Source organism: Bradyrhizobium sp. MOS002 (assembly GCF_003020115.1).
Taxonomy (GTDB): Bacteria; Pseudomonadota; Alphaproteobacteria; order Rhizobiales; family Xanthobacteraceae; genus Bradyrhizobium.
The window spans coordinates 1-16,640 of the sequence record NZ_PYFX01000039.1 but is presented as its reverse complement, the minus strand read 5'-3'; the positions used below and the strand labels follow the sequence as shown (position 1 = coordinate 16,640).

Genomic DNA, 16,640 nt, shown 5'->3' with positions numbered 1-16,640 from the left:
CGGTGCACCGGATGGAGAACCCCGGTAAAATCATGCTGGAGCTGATCGAGGTCCAGACCGGAAGCTATCTCGGGGAAGACGACATCATCCGGATTGAAGACGACTATCAAAGGTCGTGAGCAGAGTGTCGCTGCAACATTCCGCGAACGTTTAGAAATTGTCCTGCGAACTGCGACGATCGGAACAGGCTGTCATGACCGACGATACGCACACGATCCGCAGCGGCGGGCTCACCGCGACCATCAAGGCGCATGGCGCCGAGATGTGCTCGCTGGCGAGCGATGCCGGCGTCGAGTTCGTCTGGCAAGCGGAGCCGGCCTGGCCACGACATGCGCCGCTGCTGTTTCCGATCGTCGGGCGTCTCGCCAATGACGAATTGCGGCATCGGGGCAGGAGCTACCGGATGACCCAGCACGGCTTCGCCCGTGACAGCCGCTTTGCGTGGGCGGAACGTGGCGAGAGTCGCTGTGTCCTGATGCTCGAAGACAGCGAGACGACGCGCGCGCTCTATCCCTTCGCGTTCCGCCTGACGGCAACCTATGCGCTCGACGAATCCGGTCTCGATCTTTCACTCGTGATCGCGAACACCGGCAAGGAGATATTGCCGGCCTCGCTCGGCGGCCATCCCGCATTCAACTGGCCGCTCCAACCGGGGCTGGCGAAGGAGAGCTACGCGCTGAGCTTCGCGAACGCAGAGCCATCGCCCATCCGCCGTCTCGACGGCGGCTTGCTGCGCCCGGCAACGGAGCCGAGCCCGATCAAAGGCTCCGTGTTGCCCTTGTCCGAATCCCTGTTCGTCGACGACGCAATCATCTTCGATCGGATCGCGAGCAATTCGGTCCGCTATGCCGCGGAGCAGGGCGCGTCCACCGGGCCGTGGTTGAAAATGTCGTGGCGCGGCTTTCGCGAACTTGGCGTCTGGTCGAAACCCTCGGGCGCGCCGTTCCTCTGCATCGAGCCCTGGCGCGGTTATGCCAGCCCAGCCGGCTTCGATGGCGAATTCACTGACAAGCCGGGCCTGATGCACATCGCGCCCGGAACGGAAGAGCAGTTGTCGTTTCGGGTTGAGGTTGGATCGGCCTGAGGCCGGACGGCCTTTCGCGCATCTCGAGTTTTCAGACCTCGATCCGCGTGAGGTCCTCGCCGAGCACGACAGGACCCGCGTAGTCCCGCCTGACGTCCGCAAGTAGCGCGTTCAGCATGGAATCGTCGGTGCGAGGCCGGTGATGGGTCAGCGCGAGCTTTTTGACGCCGGCCTTGGCCGCGACCTTGCCGACTGTATCGCCGCAAGCCATCGTGAATTTCGCAAGCCGGCGCAGGTGCTCGTTGTCGATCTCCGGCGTGGCGAGGAAGCAGCATTGGACCAGCAGGTCGGCCCCTTCGGCCAGTCGCTCGAGACCGGGGCAGGGCACCGTGTCGCCGGAAATTGCGATGACCTTGCCCTCGGCCTCGAAGCGATAGCCGAGACACATCCAGCGGGCGAGGAAGGCCGGCGACATGTTGGGGCCGTCGCCATGCGAGACGAGTTCGGCGCTGATCTTCCAGCGCCCCGTGTCGAGAACTGGGCCCGGTATGATGTCGGTCGCGACGACCGGTTTCCAGCCGCCGAAGCTCGGCTCGCCCTGATCGCGCCAGGCGATGTCCTTGTCGTAGACCTGCGTGACGAGCGCATTGACGAGCCGTTCGGTATCCGGCGGTCCATAGATGTGCAGATCGTCCTTGCGCCCGTGCAACCATGAATTGAGCATCACATCGTAGAGGTCGAGTGAGAAAGACCGTGTTGATGGAGCCGAGGGGCACGCCGGCCTTGCTGAGCTGCACCATGACGCCGCGGCCGGCGTCGATCAGGATGTTTTCCTCGCCGAGCCTGATCAGCGTGGTCGTCGCCATGCGGCGCGGGTCCGGGCGCGGGCCGCCGGTGCCGAGCAGGATGACTTCCATGGCACCACCTCCTGGGGCAGACTTTTCGGGCGTTACAGTAGATTTGAAGCGTTTGGCGAGGCAAGCGGCGGCGGGAGGGGCTTCCGCCCCGCACAACAGCTACTTGCGGGGCTCCCGAACATGATGCACGGGATGAGAAGTGTGGGCCAATTCATACTTAATGCGGCTGGATCGTGACCAATGTTGTTTGGGCGCGATAACGCGCCTAGTATTGCAGCAGGCAATTCGAGGGGGCTCGAACAAGTCGTGAATGTACGTTCACAGGACGGCGCGCTCGGCGACCTGAGCTTCCAGGTCGGCCCGCAAGCACACAGGACATCCAATATCGTGGCTGATTCCTCAGGTCAGGAATTGCGTGTCGCTGGCCGCGAGCGGCTGATCGTCGTCGAAGACGATCCGGTGACGCGGACGATGCTGGTCGGTTATTTCAGCGAGAACAATTTCGACGTGGTCGGCGCCGGCTCCTGCGCGGAATGCCGCCAGGCGCCGCGGACGCGGACCGATCTCGTCTTCCTCGACGTGCAGCTGCCCGATGGCGACGGTTTCGATCTCGCCAAGGAGATCCAGGCGACCAGCAACGCGGGCATCATCTTCGTCACCCGCCGCGACACCGACGTCGATCGCATCCTCGGCCTCGAGGTCGCGGGCGACCACTACGTCACCAAGCCGATCAATTTGCGCGACCTGCTCGCGCGCGCGCGAAGCGTGCTGCGACGGCGCTCGATCGACCGCAGGGCGGCGCGCACCCACAATTCGATCGCCTTCGGCGACTGGATCATCGACCTGACGCGGCGCGAGCTGCTTAGCAGCGACGGCAAGCCGGTGGCGCTGACGCGTGCCGAATTCGACCTGCTCGCGGCGCTGGTCGGCGCCGACGGCCGGCCGCTCAGCCGCGACTATCTGGTCGAGGTGGTCAGCAACCGCCAGGCCGAGGTCGACATCCGCACTGTCGATGCCCTGGTGGCAAGGCTGCGCCGCAAGCTCGTCGGCAGCGGCACGCCAGTCATCACCACGGTCACCGGCGTCGGCTACAAGCTCGCGCTGAGCGAGCGGCTCTAGACTCAGGCGCAGCACGAAATGGTGCCGGCTGCGCGGGCTCAGCCACTGAAGCCGACGAGGAACCGAATCGCGAGAAAGGCCGACAAGGCCACGGCGCCGGTCGCGAAGATTGCAAACAAAACTCTCAAACTATTGTGCATGATCTCTATTCAGGTTCGTTTTAAAAAGTAGTTCGTCCAATCGCGGCTCGTCTCAAGGCAAGCAACTCTAATTCTATTGGCGTGACGCGACCCGCTTCCACTTGGCTTCGACGCGATCCTTGATGAGGCGGACCCGGGCTTCCTGTACTGCCCAATATGCCCTGCTCGCGGCCGCCGTGCCTTGACGATAACGCGTATAAACGTCCTTCGGCCGCGCCGGTCCCTTTTGATTGTGCGCTGACTTCTGATTGTGCTCTGACTTCGAGATGGTGGGCGCCGGAGTTGGCGCCGGTGCCACATCTGGGACGGCCGCAGCCTGGTTTCCCACCGTCGCCGAGTTCATGGAGACAAGACGATTGCGGGCGCGATTACAATAAACCTGCGAGCGCGGAGTCATGGACTCCTCGTCATGACCCGCTCGATATTTCATCAGGGCTCGGCAAAGGTCCCCGCCTGCCAGGCGCCATGCGCGGCTCAGGTAGAGAACGCCGTAGTGGATGTTGATGTCGGGCTCTGCGAGTTCTGCGTTGTTTCCCCGAAATCCGAGCGTCGCTGCCGTTTCGGGCCGAACCTGCATCAGGCCGATCTCGCCGACGGTGCCGATGGTGCCCGGATTGTATCCGCTTTCAACGAAGACGACGGCCTCCGCGATATCGGCCGGCAGATTGGTCTTGGCCGTTTCTCTCTCGATAATTTTTCGAATCGCCGCCCGCGAGGCCGGCGTCTCTCCAGCACCGAGATCTGCATTGTGACCGCCAGCCGCCAACGCCGGTTCGGCGTCGTTCAGGGCGCCGTCCTGAGCGTGCACGGAGGTGGATGCCAACCAAAGCACAGCGATCGCAACGTGTTTCCACGTCGCGCGGGCAGTGATGTGTGTTCGATCCCGCAGCATGGAGTACGTATTATATCTTTCGAGTTAACAACCGATTTTCTGGCGGCCCCGGGTGCGGCCCGGCTCGGACGGCGCGAGCGGCCAGCGGCGCAACGAGGCTATCGCGACCGCGAGCTCTGGTCGGTTGATGTGCTTGGCGCAGCCCCGGCCAATTTGTCGTCGAGCGCATAGAGCGTGCAGGCGGGCGACCATTTCGTGCAGGCGGCAAGTGAATCACGTTGGGCTTCGTCGGCCGTCGCGCGCCCCGAACGCCAGCCGTAACCGCCGTTCGGCGACACCGCAAAAGCCTTGTGCGGCATCGTGCTGGCGAGGTAGCGCGCGAACTCGGCGCGCGCGGCCTCGTTGAGCTGGCCCGGCGGCGGCAGCGGATCGGGCGGGCTCAGGACGTCGTGGCCGAGACCTCGCTCGCGCAGGAAGGCGTCGAGATAGGGTGTCCATTGCGGACGGCTCACGACCGAATAGAGATAGTGGCCATCGTCGCCGTAGGGCGGCGCTGCGATGAATTTCGCGTTGCCGCCATTGGCGCGAAATCCGTCATGGAGGCGGCGCGCGAGTTCGGGACCGAAGTACGAATCGTTGGTGGAATAGACCCACAGCATCGGCGCGCGCGAGGTTTTGCCGAACGTGGCGAAGGCCTGCGCCAGCCCGTTCGGATTGCAGACGTCGTCGTCGTCGCGCGAGCCGCGCCCGCCGGCAAAGCTGATCGCGGCGACGAGACCCGCTGGCGCCTGCGCTGTCAACGCAACGGTGGCGAACCCGCCGGCGGAATGGCCGGCTGCGATCATGCCTGATGTGGTGACGTCGGCTCTGCGCGCCATCGCCTCGATCGCCGCGCGCAAATCCGCCACCGCGACCGCCGCGGCCGGCAGATAAGCGGCATTGGCGCAGCCGCCGACGCTGTCGACGCGCCCGCCGGACGAGGTGCCGTAGCCGCGCCGCATCACGATCAGCGCGGCGAAGCCGCGGCGGGCATATTCGAGAGCGATGCCGTAATATTTGTGCGCGGACATCGTCGCGCGATCGTCGAAACTGCGTGGCGAGCCGTGGCTGAGCAGCGCGAGCGGATAGCGCTTGGTCCCGGCCGGCCGGACCAGGAACGCCTCCAGCCCCTGCGGCCCGGCCTCGGCCATCGGGATACGCAAATCCTCGGTGTAGAACTCCGCGGCCATCGCATCGGGCACGATGCCAGCCGTCGCAAGCCAGGCCATCAGAACAACCAAGAGCCTCTGAAACAACGTCATGCCCCGACTCGAAAAGCCCCGATCGAAAGACCATAGCACGATCTCAGGAACGGCCGACCCATCGCGCGTGTTGTGCCCTTGGCGGGGGCTTGGCCGATGCTATGGTATTGCGCAATTTCTACGACAGGACGAGGTATATCCAGTGGCTGATGTTCATCCCGCGGCGGGCAAGCAGGCTTCGCCGGACGCGCTCACCAACGTTCCGCGGCTGGTGACGGCCTATTTCGCCGGCAAACCGGATGTCGCGGATCCCGCGCAGCGGGTGGCGTTCGGCACCTCCGGCCATCGCGGCACCTCGTTCAAGACCAGCTTCAACGAGGGCCATATCCTCGCGACGACGCAGGCAATCTGTGATTACCGGCGTGAAAAGGGGCTGACCGGTCCGCTCTTCATCGGCATCGACACCCATGCGCTGGCCGAGCCGGCGCTGGTCAGCGCGGTCGAGGTGTTCGCGGCCAATGGCGTCGACATCATGATCGACAAGGACGGCGGCTACACGCCGACGCCGGTGATCTCGCATGCGATCCTCACCTACAACAAGGGCCGCACCTCGGGCCTTGCCGATGGCGTCGTCGTCACGCCCTCGCACAATCCGCCCGAGGACGGCGGCTACAAATACAATCCGCCGCATGGCGGGCCGGCCGACACCGACGCGACTTCCGTGATCGAGAAGCGCGCCAATGCGTATCTCGCCGACGGCCTCAAGGGCGTGAAGCGCATCGACTACGCCAGGGCACGCAAATCCGCGAACGTCCACGCCTACGACTTCGTCACGCCCTACGTCGCGGATCTCGGCAATGTCGTCGATCTCGACCTCGTCAAATCCGCCGGCGTCAATATCGGCATCGATCCGCTCGGCGGCGCCGCCGTGCATTACTGGCATCCCATCATCGAGCGCTATGGCCTGAAGGCGACCGTGGTGAACGAGGCGATCGACCCGACATTCCGCTTCATGACGGTGGATTGGGACGGCAAGATCCGCATGGACTGCTCCTCGCCTTATGCGATGGCGAGCCTGATCGCAATGCGCGACCGCTTCGACGTCGCCTTTGCCAACGACACCGACGCGGACCGCCACGGCATCGTGACGCGCACCGGCGGCCTGATGAATCCGAACCATTATCTCGCGACCGCGATTTCTTACCTGTTCGCGCACCGTCCGAACTGGGGCAGGGACGCCGCGATCGGCAAGACCGTGGTGTCGAGCTCGATCATCGACCGCGTCGCGAAAAAACTCGGCCGCAAGCTGGTCGAGACGCCGGTCGGCTTCAAATGGTTCGTCGATGGTCTCCTCACGGGCGGCTTCGGCTTCGGCGGCGAGGAGAGCGCAGGCGCCTCGTTCCTGCGCCGCGATGGCACGGTGTGGACCACCGACAAGGACGGCATCATCCTCGGCCTGCTGGCGGCCGAGATCATGGCGAAGACCGGCCGCGATCCGAGCCAGCTCTTCAACGATCTCACCGCCGAGTTCGGCGTGCCCCATTACGCGCGCATCGACGTCGCCGCGACCACGCCGCAGAAGAACATCCTGAAATCGGTCACGCCGGAGCAGCTCGGCCTGAAGGATCTCGCCGGCGATCCCGTCCGCGCCACCTTGAGCAAGGCGCCGGGCAATGGCCAGCCGTTCGGCGGCATCAAGGTCGAAACCGATTTCGGCTGGTTCGCCGCGAGGCCCTCGGGCACCGAGGACGTCTACAAGATCTACGCGGAGAGTTTTCGCAGCACCGAGCACCTGAAGGCGATTCAGCTCGAGGCTCAGGCAGGGTTGGCGAAGGTGTTCGGGGCGTAAGGCGCCAAGCCGAAGCGCTGTGCCGTTTTTCCGACCAAGGGAAGGCATCGCCGTACCACACGGTGTCATCGCCCGCGCAGGCGGGCGATCCAGTACTCCGCGGCGGAATTGTCTGAACCAATGACCGCCGTAGAGTACTGGATTCCTCGATTTCGCGGGGAATGACAGTGGAGCTAGTCCTGTATACATCGTGATAAACTTAGGTATTATAATACGCCATTTTTAGTCTTGAACGATTTTATCCCTCAGCTATTGTATACATAACGTATTCAGAAGCCTTGGGAGTGAGACCGGTGACAAAACCCTTCCCGATGAACGCCTGGTATGCCGCCGCTTGGGACGCCGACGTGAAGCCGGCGCTATTGCCGCGGACGATCTGCGGCAAGCACGTCGTGATGTATCGCAAGGCCGACGGCTCGGTGGCAGCGCTGGAGGATGCCTGCTGGCACCGCCTGGTGCCGCTGTCCAAGGGCCGGCTCGAAGGCGACACCGTCGTGTGCGGCTATCACGGCCTGAAGTACAATGCGCAAGGCCGCTGCACCTTCATGCCCTCGCAGGAGACCATCAACCCGTCGGCCTGCGTGCGCGCCTATCCCGTGGTCGAGCGTCACCGCTACATCTGGCTCTGGATGGGCGATCCGGCGCTGGCCGATCCCGCGCTGGTGCCCGACCTGCACTGGAATCACGACCCGGCCTGGGCCGGCGACGGCAAGACCATCCACGTCAATTGCGACTACCGCCTCGTGCTCGACAATCTCATGGACCTCACCCACGAGACTTTCGTGCACGGCTCGTCCATCGGCAACGAGGCGGTTGCAGAGGCGCCGTTTGATGTCACCCATGGCGAGAAGACGGTGACGGTGACGCGTTGGATGCGCGGCATCGAGGCGCCGCCGTTCTGGGCCAAGCAGCTCGGCAAATCCGGCCTCGTCGATCGCTGGCAGATCATCCGCTTCGAAGCGCCGTGCACGATTGCCATCGACGTCGGCGTGGCACCGACCGGCACCGGTGCGCCCGAAGGCGACCGCTCGCAGGGCGTCAACGGCTTCGTGCTCAACACCATCACGCCGGAGACCGAGAAGACCTGCCACTATTTCTGGTCCTTCGTGCGCAATTATCAGCTCGGCGAGCAGCGCATCACCACCGAGATCCGCGAGGGCGTCTCCGGCATCTTCCACGAGGACGAGCTGATTCTCGAGGCGCAGCAGCGCGCGATGGACGAGAACCCCGATCGCATCTTCTACAATCTCAACATCGACGCCGGCGCGATGTGGACGCGCAAGCTGATCGACAAGATGGTGGCGAAGGAAAATCCGCCGCAGCATCTCCAGGCCGCGGAGTAAGCCGACATGGCCGAGCGTGAGGTCGACCGCTCCGTCTCGCAGACCGTGAAGGCGCAGCTCGCACTGCGCGACCAGCTCCTGTCGGGCTCGTTGCGCCCGGGCGAGCGTATCTCCGAGCTCCAGGCGGTGGAGACGACCGGCGCCTCGCGCACCCCGGTGCGCATGGCGCTGGTGCGGCTGGAGGAGGAGGGCCTCTTGGAGGCGATTCCCTCCGGCGGCTTCATGGTGAAGGCGTTTTCGGAGCGCGACATCTCCGATTCCATCGAGCTGCGCGGCACGCTCGAAGGGCTCGCCGCGCGCTTTGCCGCCGAGCGCGGCGTCTCCGCGCGCGAGCTCGAGCCGCTGAAGGAGTGCCTTGCCGCGATCGACGAGTTGTTGCGCCAGGTCCCGATCTCGGTCGATGCGTTCTCGTCCTACGTCACCCTGAACGCGCGCTTCCATGCCCTGCTCACCGAATTGTCGCGCAGCCCGCCGCTGATCCGGCAGATCGACCGCGCCTCGTCGCTGCCGTTTGCATCCCCAAGCGGTTTCGTGATGGCGCAATCGGCGCTGCCAGAGGCACAGCAGATCCTCATCATCGGGCAGGAGCACCACCGCGTCGTGATCGACGCGATCGAGAACCGCGAAGGCGCGCGCGCCGAGGCGGTCATGCGCGAGCATGCGCGGCTCGCGGTGCGCAATCTGCGGCTTGCGCTGCGCAACCGGACCCATCTCGACCTGCTGCCGGCGCTTGCGCTGATCAAGTCCGCAACCGATTGAGAGGGGAGTGCCATGCGCTTCATCGAAACCTGGAGTCCGGCGACGCTCGTCTCGACGCGCGATCTTTCGCCCGACATTCGCGAATTCCTGATCCGGCCGGACCAGTTCGACGGCGCCGCCTATCCGGTCGGCAGCCACATCAATATCAGCGTCACCATCGACGGGCAGCCGGAGACGCGGTCCTATTCGCTGGTCGGGGAAGCTTCGTCGCGGGGTTTAAGGATCGCTGTGCGCCGCGCCGAGGATTCGCGCGGCGGCTCGCGCTATATGTGGTCGTTGCAGCCGGGCGCGCGGCTCGACATCACGACGCCGGCGTCGCTGCTCGCGGTTGATTGGGCGCGCCAAAACTACTGCCTGATCGCCGGCGGCATCGGCATCACGCCGATCCTCGGTGCGGCGCAGGCGCTGGCCAAGCGCGGCGCCGATGTCACGCTGCATTACGCGGTGCGCTCGCGCGCCGAGGCCGCCTATCTCGACGATCTCGCCGCGATGCTCGGTGATCGCCTGGTCGTTCACGCCAGCGATGAGGGCAAGCGGATCGATCTCGACGCGCTGTTCGCCTCGGTGCCCAAGGACGCGCTGGCGCTGTTCTGCGGCCCGATGCGGATGCTGGATGCCGCGCGCCACGCCTGGATCGGCGCCGGCCATCCGCTTCCCGATCTTCGCTACGAAACTTTTGGTTCGAGCGGCACGCTGCCGACCGAGACATTTCGCGTGCGCCTGAAAGGCTCAGATATCGAGCTGGAGATCCCGCGCGAGCGATCGATGCTTGATGTCCTCAACGCCAGCGGCCATGCCGTGATGTACGATTGCAAGCGCGGCGAATGCGGTCTTTGCGCCATCGACGTGGTCGCCGTCGACGGCGAGATCGACCATCGCGACGTCTTCTTCAGCGACCATCAGAAGCAAAGCAATCAGAAGATCTGCGCCTGCGTCTCCCGCGCGCGGGGCACGATCACGGTGGATACGCTGCTGCGTGCGGATCCGGTCTAAGGCAGCTGCCCGGCCTTCATGGTTCGAGACGCGCCGTAAAGCGGCGCTCCTCACCATGAGGGTCTAAAGTCTCGCCGCGAAGAAGGACCTCATCCTGAGGAGCTCGCCAAAGGCGAGCGTCTCGAAGGATGCGCCGCAGAGGATCTACGCCGCGTAAGTCGCCCGAAGCTTCTTCGGGTCGAGCAGCGTCAGGACGTCATCCGCCGACACCGGCCGGCTGATCAGATAACCCTGAACTTCGTCGCAACCGATCTGGCGCAGATATTCGAGCTGGTCGGCGGTCTCGACGCCTTCCGCAACCACGCCGATGCGCAGGTCGCGCGCGAGCCCAATCACGGATTTCACGATCGCGGCGCAGTCCGGCTGCACCAGCATGTCGCGGATGAAGGACTGGTCGATCTTGATGCGGCTGAACGGCAGCTTGCGCAGGTAAGTCAGCGAGGAGAAGCCGGTGCCGAAATCGTCGAGGGCCACGGTGACGCCGAGCTCCAGCAGCGCGTTCAGGACCGACGCGGCGGAGGCGTATTTCGACAGCAGCATGGATTCCGTGATCTCGATCTCAAGGCGCTGCGGCGCGATCCTCGCGTCGGCGAGGGCTTGCACGATGATCTGGAGGAGGCCGCTGTTGTGAAACTGCGCGGCCGAGAAATTCACGGCGATCCTGATCTCCTCGGGCCACTCGGCAACCGTCGCGCAGGCGCGGCGGACGACCCATTCGCCGATCTCGTGGATCAGCCCGGTTTCCTCGGCGATCGGAATGAACTCGCTCGGCGGCACCAGCCCACGCTGGGGGTGCTGCCAGCGCAGCAGTGCCTCGAACCCGGTGATGCGGTTGCCGTCGAGGTCGAGGAAAGGCTGAAACACCAGGAACAGCTCGTCCCTGGCGATGGCGCCTTCCAGATCCGATTGCAGCGCCTTGCGGTCGCGTGACGAGCGGTCGTCGGCTTCCTCGAAGAAACACACTGTGCCGGGTCCGGCGTTCTTGGCGCGGTAGAGCGCGGCATCAGCGTTCTTCATGATGTCGAGCGGCGTGTTGCCGTCGCGCGGCGCCAGCACAATGCCGACGCTGGTCGCGCCGACGATCTGGCGGCCCTCGATCCGGAACGGTTCGTCGAAGGCCGCGACGAAGCGCTCGGCGATCTCGAGCGCATCCTCCGGCCGCGCCAGATTGGCCATCACCAGCGCGAACTCGTCGCCGCCGATGCGTGCGACATGCTCGGCCGCGCGGGTGCAGCGTTGCAGGCGGCTCGCGATCTGGACCAGAAACTCGTCGCCGGCGGGATGCCCGAACTTGTCGTTGACCTCCTTGAAGCGGTCGGTGTCGAGCAGGAGCACCGCGAATTCCTCGCCGGAGAGAGTGAGCCGCTTCAGGGCGGCATCGAGCGTTTCGTTGAAGGCGACGCGATTGGGCAGATGGGTCAGCGGGTCCTGCCGCACCGAACGCTCGGCCTCGATCTGCCGCATCACGCGCCGTGCGAACGAGACCGAATTGACGAACACGCTGCGCAGCAGCACCGATCCGTAGACCACCACCAGGAAGGCGATCAAGAGAAACGCCGGATCGCCATTCCTGCCGAGGCAGATCGCGATGCCGGCGAAGATCGGGGCCGTGAAGGCGATCGCCGCGATGGGGATCGTGGCGAAGGCAAGCGCGCCGCCGGCCAGCATTCCCGAGCAAAGACAGGTGATGACGAGCTGCCCGCCGGTCGAAGCATCGGCGAAGAACGCGACCGGGACGATGCCCCAGGCGGCGCCGAGGAGAAAGGCATTGCGCACCAGCCGATGCATGGCGCGGCGCGAGACGAATTGCGGTTTGGTGATGCGGCGCGCGGCATGGGATTGCAGGCCGAACGCGATCGCGGCGCCCGCCACGATGGCGGCCCAGATCAAGGCCAGCTTCAAGTCGGGCGAATGCCACAGGGCGACGACGAGCACCGCGGCGTTGCAGGCATTGGCCAGCATGATGCCGACGGAATAGCCGAGCACCAGCGACATCTGTTCGGCGCGGATATGCCCGGCGACGGCTTCGTCGGTTACGGGACCGCCAAAGGCCGACAGATCGCCGGCGAACAGCCGCGCGAAATAGCTGGTCGTTTGAGTCCGCATTCCAGAGCCTAGCAGCATGGGCCGCTTGTCCGGCCCGGTCAGGAGAATTCGCTGCAAACCTTTGACGAACTATGAATTATCCGAGCTTGCGATGATTGCGCTGACCACTTCTGCGTGTTCGTAAGGGGTATCGATAACAAATCGATACAAATGCGAGGCGTGGTCGTCATCGTCGTCGCGGCAGGAGCATGCTCGCTACCAACTCCGCTGTCATGCCCCGCCTTGTGCGCACCTGCGCACTGGGGCGGGGCATCCAGTACGCCGCAGCCTATCGAGGAATCACTGCCGTCTCTGGAATACTGGATCGCCCGCCTTCGCGGGCGATTACAGCTGTGCTTTAGGCATCACCGCCCCAACTGCTTCGGATCGTAATAAAAGCGTTCCTCGACGAGCTCATCCCCCCGCCACGTCTGCCATGCGATCTCATCCAGCGTTCGGATGATGCCGTCGGCGTTGGTGAAGCTGAAGGTCCAGCGCGTGGCGACATGGTCGCCTTCGATCAGGCTCGGCCCGATGCGCACCGCCTTGACCTCCTTGAAGGCTGCCAGCACGCCGCGCTCCTTGGCCACGAGCTTGTCGCGTCCGACCAGGGGTTCGGCCTGGTTTTCACAGGTGGCGGCGTCCGGCGTGTAGTAGTCGAGGATAGCCCCGACGAAATCCCCGTTCTCCAATCGTTTGGCAAAAGCTTCGACGACATCACGGCTCGGCATGGCGCACCTCACGAGTTAAACCGACTGTTAGTCGGTAAATACCGACCGGCGGTCGAAAAGTCAACTGGCCGTCCTCGCCCATTTCGATTACAGCAGACCCATGGCGAAACAGGCGGAGCGGCGGGCTGCGACATCGGAGGCGATCCTGACGGCGGCGCGCCGCCTGTTTGGGACGCAAGGCTTTGCCGCGACGACGATGGACGAGATCGCCGAAGCCGCCCACGTCGCCAAGGGCGCGGTCTATCATCACTTCAAGACCAAGGAGGCGGTGTTCGAAGCGGTGTTCGACCAGGTCTCGCGCGATCTCGTCGCCGAGATCGACAGCACGGCCCGTGCCGAGAAGGACGTGCTTGCCGCGATGGTCGCAGGCACCCAGCATTATTTCGCCGCGACCGCCAAGGGCCCGACCAGCCAGATCATCCTGCGCGACGGCCCGGCCGTGCTCGGCTGGGAGCGCTGGCGCGAGATCGACGCGAAACATTTCGGTGGCAAGCTGCCGCGCGCGATTGCGGCGGCGATGGAGGCCGGCCTGATCGCGCGGCAGCCGGTCGAGCCGCTGGCCCGGCTGCTGCTCGGCGCGGTAACGGAGGCCGCGGTCGCCTGCGCCGGACGCGCCGATATCGCAAGGGCGGGTGCGGAATATGCACGTGCGTTCAGGTCGCTGGTCGAGGCGCTGCGCGTCCCTGCATGATCGTGCTAAGTGATGATTGGAAACGCACACCAACAAAAAGAACAGTAGCGCATGAACGCAACTTCCTCCCTGACGCCCTCCGACCCTGAGTTCGACTACGTCATCGTCGGTGCCGGCTCTGCCGGCTGCGTGCTCGCCAACCGGCTGTCGGCCAACGGCAAGCACAGCGTGCTGCTGCTCGAGGCAGGCCCGAAGGATTCCAACATCTGGATCCACGTGCCGCTCGGCTACGGCAAGCTGTTCAAGGAAAAGACCGTCAACTGGATGTACCAGACCGAGCCGGAGCCCGAGCTGAAGGGCCGACAGGTGTTCCAGCCGCGCGGCAAGACGCTGGGCGGATCGAGCTCAATCAACGGCCTGCTTTATGTCCGCGGCCAGCACGAGGATTACGACAGATGGCGTCAGCGCGGCAACGCCGGCTGGGGCTATGACGACGTGCTGCCCTATTTCAAGAAGGCCGAGAACCAGTCGCGCGGCGCCGATCAATACCACGGGAGCGGCGGCCCGCTGCCGGTGTCCAACATGGTCGTGACCGATCCGCTGTCGAAGGCGTTCATCGATGCCGCGGTCGAGACCGGTCTGCCCTACAATCCTGATTTCAACGGCGCCAAGCAGGAAGGCGTGGGCCTATTCCAGACCACGACGCGCAACGGCCGCCGCGCCTCGACGGCGGTGGCTTATCTCGGCCCCGCCAAGGCCCGCCACAATCTCAAGGTCGAAACTGGCGCGCTTGGCCAGCGCGTGCTGTTCGAGGGCCGCCGCGCGGTCGGCGTCGAATACCGGCAAGGCGCCACGTTGCGCCGCGCTCGCGCTCGCAAGGAGGTCGTGCTGTCGAGCGGCGCCTACAACTCGCCGCAGCTGCTCCAGCTTTCCGGCGTCGGACCCGCAGACCTCCTGCGCAAGCACGGTATCGATGTGGTGCTGGACGCGCCGGGCGTAGGGCACGACCTCCAGGACCACATGCAGGTCCGCATCGTGATGCGCTGCTCGCAGAAGATCACACTGAACGACACCGTCAATCATCCGCTCCGACGCACCATGGCCGGCGCGCGCTATGCGCTGTTCCGCAAAGGTTGGCTCACGATCGCCGCCGGCACGGCGGGCGCCTTCTTCAAGACCAGTCCGCGACTGGCCTCGCCCGACATCCAGGTCCACTTCCTGCCGTTCTCGACCGACAAGATGGGCGAGAAGCTTCATGATTTCTCCGGCTTCACCGCCTCGGTATGCCAGCTCCGTCCCGAAAGCCGCGGGTCCTTGCGCATCAAAAGCGCCGACCCGACGGTGCCGCCGGAGATCCGCATCAACTACATGTCGACCGAGACCGACCGCACCACCAACGTGGAAGGTCTGAAGATCCTGCGCAAGATATTGCATGCACCGGCGCTGAAGCCGTTCGTGGTGGACGAGTACGATCCCGGAGCGAAGATAGCCACGGATGCCGAGCTGCTGGATTATTGCCGCGAGCGGGGCAGCACCATCTACCATCCGACCTCGACCTGTCGTATGGGCAATGATGCGCTCGCGGTGGTCGATCAGCGGCTGAAGGTGAGGGGCCTCGAGGGCCTCCGAATCGTCGACGGCTCGATCATGCCTGATCTGGTCTCGGGCAACACCAATGCGCCGATCATCATGATCGCCGAAAAGGCCTCCGACATGATATTGGAGGATGCGCGGTAGGCCGCGCTTCGAAAGGATAAGGGCTTGGCTATTCGACTACGGATCGGCACACGCAAGAGCGCGATGGCGCTGGCACAGACGGAAGAGATCGCGCGCCGCCTGACCGCTGCCTTGCCCGATCTCGACGTCGAGATCGTCAAGTTCGACACCACGGGCGATCTCGACCAGACCAGCAAGCTGTTGTCCCATGGCGGCAAGGGCGGTGCCTTCGTGGCGCAGATCCGCGCCGCCGTGCTGTCGGGCGAACTCCAGGCGGCGATGCATTCGCTGAAGGACATGCCCGGCAACGAAGACACGCCCGGCCTCGTGATCGGCGCCACGCTCTCGCGCGATCCTCCCAATGACGCGCTGGTGCTGCGTGACGGCGTGACGCTGAAGGCGTTGCGCCAATCCCGTGGCAAGGACTTCAAGATCGGCACCAACGCGGTCCGCCGCGCCGCCTATGCGCGGCGATTGTTTCCCGACGTCGAGATCATCCACTTCCGCGGCGCCGCCGACACGCGCGTGCGAAAACTCGACAATGGCGAGAAGCAGCGCCTGCCGGATGGTGGCGAGGTAGGTCCTGCCGATGCGCTCATCATGGCGCGCTCGGGCCTCGATCGCGTCGGCCTTTCCCATCGCATCGCCTACGAATTCTCCGCGGCGGAAATGCTCCCCGCAGCGGGGCAGGGCATCGTCGCCGTCGAATGCGCGGCACAGGACTGGCAGACGCGTCGCATCCTCGCGTCGATCGATGATCCCGCTGCCCACGCCGCTGCCGATGCCGAGCGCGAGGTGCTGTGGGTGTTGAACGGCCATTGCAATTCGCCGGTGGCGGCCTTTTCGACCATTGCGGGCGATCAGATGTCGCTCACCGCGTCCGTGCTCGATCTCTCCGGCAACACCATCATCGAAGCCTTGCGCTCGGGCCCCGCCAATCGCCCACGCGAACTCGGCCGTGCGGTGGGACTGGATCTGCTGGCGAAGGGGGCCGCCGAGATCATCGAGCGCAGCCGGCCGCGCTAAGATGGCCTGCAAAATCACAATCGGTGGATCATGCCATTCTGCTCCTGTTTTGCCCGACGTGTCAAACGTCGGCGCGATCTGGTGCGATGACGGCATCTGATTTCAGCGAGCTCTAAGCCATTGATCGGGCGTGATCTCTCTACTGTGCATGGGGTTGTTTTCGCGTTTTTGTTCGGGGACGCGCAAATCAGGACCTCATCCTGAGAGCCTGACCGGAAAAGGGTGAGCGGCTTTGGCTGGCCTGTGATTCCTTCGGATTTGCAAAGATTCGAGGGAGGTCACCATGCCATGGAC

Annotated in this window: 15 protein-coding genes; 10 read left to right on the top strand and 5 right to left on the bottom strand. The window is 64.6% G+C overall.

The genetic code is table 11. From position 1 onward, the window contains the following. A partial coding sequence (locus tag C7G41_RS38940; RefSeq protein WP_146159877.1) for a hypothetical protein occupies positions 1-119 on the top strand: 119 nt, incomplete at its 5' end. A 74-nt stretch (positions 120-193) separates the two neighbouring features. Then, positions 194-1,084, top strand: coding sequence for an aldose 1-epimerase family protein (locus C7G41_RS36030; RefSeq protein WP_106946963.1), 891 nt, complete (start codon positions 194-196; stop codon positions 1,082-1,084). Between the two features lie 31 nt (positions 1,085-1,115). Here the strand turns inward: C7G41_RS36030 and C7G41_RS36025 are convergent, their stop codons facing one another. Beyond that, positions 1,116-1,748: an MBL fold metallo-hydrolase gene (locus C7G41_RS36025; RefSeq protein ID WP_245446895.1), complete on the bottom strand. Its 633-nt coding sequence runs from the start codon at positions 1,746-1,748 to the stop codon at positions 1,116-1,118. Between the two features lie 439 nt (positions 1,749-2,187). Between C7G41_RS36025 and C7G41_RS36020 the strand changes: the two genes are divergently transcribed. Beyond that, entirely contained in the window at positions 2,188-3,000 is an 813-nt protein-coding gene (locus tag C7G41_RS36020) for a response regulator transcription factor (RefSeq protein ID WP_106946962.1), read from the top strand. 213 nt (positions 3,001-3,213) lie between these two features. On the opposite strand, the gene C7G41_RS36015 is transcribed toward C7G41_RS36020, so the two are convergent. Together C7G41_RS36015 and C7G41_RS36010 are read right to left on the bottom strand one after the other, a co-directional pair. After that, positions 3,214-4,032, bottom strand: a complete 819-nt coding sequence (locus C7G41_RS36015) for a lytic transglycosylase domain-containing protein (protein WP_106946961.1) — start codon at positions 4,030-4,032, stop codon at positions 3,214-3,216. A 98-nt stretch (positions 4,033-4,130) separates the two neighbouring features. Further along, complete coding sequence (locus tag C7G41_RS36010) at positions 4,131-5,273, bottom strand: S9 family peptidase (protein WP_106946960.1); 1,143 nt, start codon at positions 5,271-5,273, stop codon at positions 4,131-4,133. A 142-nt stretch (positions 5,274-5,415) separates the two neighbouring features. Between C7G41_RS36010 and pgm the strand changes: the two genes are divergently transcribed. From pgm to C7G41_RS35990, 4 genes are all read left to right on the top strand, one after another. Beyond that, the gene (pgm, locus tag C7G41_RS36005; RefSeq protein WP_106946959.1) at positions 5,416-7,062 is read left to right on the top strand and encodes a phosphoglucomutase (alpha-D-glucose-1,6-bisphosphate-dependent); all 1,647 of its coding nucleotides are present in this window, start codon (positions 5,416-5,418) and stop codon (positions 7,060-7,062) included. Between the two features lie 293 nt (positions 7,063-7,355). Then, entirely contained in the window at positions 7,356-8,405 is a 1,050-nt protein-coding gene (locus C7G41_RS36000) for an aromatic ring-hydroxylating dioxygenase subunit alpha (protein WP_199198789.1), read from the top strand. Positions 8,406-8,411: 6 nt separating this feature from the next. Beyond that, a complete protein-coding gene (locus C7G41_RS35995; protein WP_007595257.1) occupies positions 8,412-9,164 on the top strand; it encodes a GntR family transcriptional regulator in 753 nt (250 codons plus the stop codon). A gap of 12 nt (positions 9,165-9,176) precedes the next feature. Next, entirely contained in the window at positions 9,177-10,157 is a 981-nt protein-coding gene (locus C7G41_RS35990) for a PDR/VanB family oxidoreductase (RefSeq protein WP_106946957.1), read from the top strand. 144 nt (positions 10,158-10,301) lie between these two features. Here C7G41_RS35990 and C7G41_RS35985 read toward each other — a convergent pair whose 3' ends face one another. Both C7G41_RS35985 and C7G41_RS35980 read right to left on the bottom strand, forming a co-directional pair. After that, on the bottom strand, positions 10,302-12,263 hold the full coding sequence (locus tag C7G41_RS35985) for a bifunctional diguanylate cyclase/phosphodiesterase (protein WP_106946956.1): 1,962 nt from the start codon (positions 12,261-12,263) through the stop codon (positions 10,302-10,304). A gap of 344 nt (positions 12,264-12,607) precedes the next feature. Further along, positions 12,608-12,973, bottom strand: coding sequence for a nuclear transport factor 2 family protein (locus C7G41_RS35980; protein ID WP_106946955.1), 366 nt, complete (start codon positions 12,971-12,973; stop codon positions 12,608-12,610). Positions 12,974-13,073: 100 nt separating this feature from the next. Between C7G41_RS35980 and C7G41_RS35975 the strand changes: the two genes are divergently transcribed. Genes C7G41_RS35975 through hemC form a run of 3 tightly spaced genes read left to right on the top strand, consistent with a single transcriptional unit; the run spans position 13,074 to position 16,346 of the window. Continuing rightward, positions 13,074-13,664: a TetR/AcrR family transcriptional regulator gene (locus tag C7G41_RS35975; RefSeq protein ID WP_106946954.1), complete on the top strand. Its 591-nt coding sequence runs from the start codon at positions 13,074-13,076 to the stop codon at positions 13,662-13,664. Between the two features lie 51 nt (positions 13,665-13,715). Next, a complete protein-coding gene (locus C7G41_RS35970; protein WP_106946953.1) occupies positions 13,716-15,341 on the top strand; it encodes a GMC family oxidoreductase in 1,626 nt (541 codons plus the stop codon). 24 nt (positions 15,342-15,365) lie between these two features. Then, positions 15,366-16,346, top strand: a complete 981-nt coding sequence (hemC, locus tag C7G41_RS35965) for a hydroxymethylbilane synthase (protein ID WP_106946952.1) — start codon at positions 15,366-15,368, stop codon at positions 16,344-16,346. Positions 16,347-16,640 lie beyond the last annotated feature (294 nt).

Coding starts and splice junctions, on each gene's coding strand:
- C7G41_RS36030 (WP_106946963.1), top strand. CDS start 194: ATGACCGACGATACGCACACGATCCGCAGCGGCGGGCTCACCGCGACC.
- C7G41_RS36025 (WP_245446895.1), bottom strand. CDS start 1,748: ATGCTCAATTCATGGTTGCACGGGCGCAAGGACGATCTGCACATCTAT.
- C7G41_RS36015 (WP_106946961.1), bottom strand. CDS start 4,032: ATGCTGCGGGATCGAACACACATCACTGCCCGCGCGACGTGGAAACAC.
- C7G41_RS36010 (WP_106946960.1), bottom strand. CDS start 5,273: ATGACGTTGTTTCAGAGGCTCTTGGTTGTTCTGATGGCCTGGCTTGCG.
- C7G41_RS35995 (WP_007595257.1), top strand. CDS start 8,412: ATGGCCGAGCGTGAGGTCGACCGCTCCGTCTCGCAGACCGTGAAGGCG.
- C7G41_RS35990 (WP_106946957.1), top strand. CDS start 9,177: ATGCGCTTCATCGAAACCTGGAGTCCGGCGACGCTCGTCTCGACGCGC.
- C7G41_RS35985 (WP_106946956.1), bottom strand. CDS start 12,263: ATGCGGACTCAAACGACCAGCTATTTCGCGCGGCTGTTCGCCGGCGAT.
- C7G41_RS35980 (WP_106946955.1), bottom strand. CDS start 12,973: ATGCCGAGCCGTGATGTCGTCGAAGCTTTTGCCAAACGATTGGAGAAC.
- C7G41_RS35975 (WP_106946954.1), top strand. CDS start 13,074: ATGGCGAAACAGGCGGAGCGGCGGGCTGCGACATCGGAGGCGATCCTG.
- C7G41_RS35970 (WP_106946953.1), top strand. CDS start 13,716: ATGAACGCAACTTCCTCCCTGACGCCCTCCGACCCTGAGTTCGACTAC.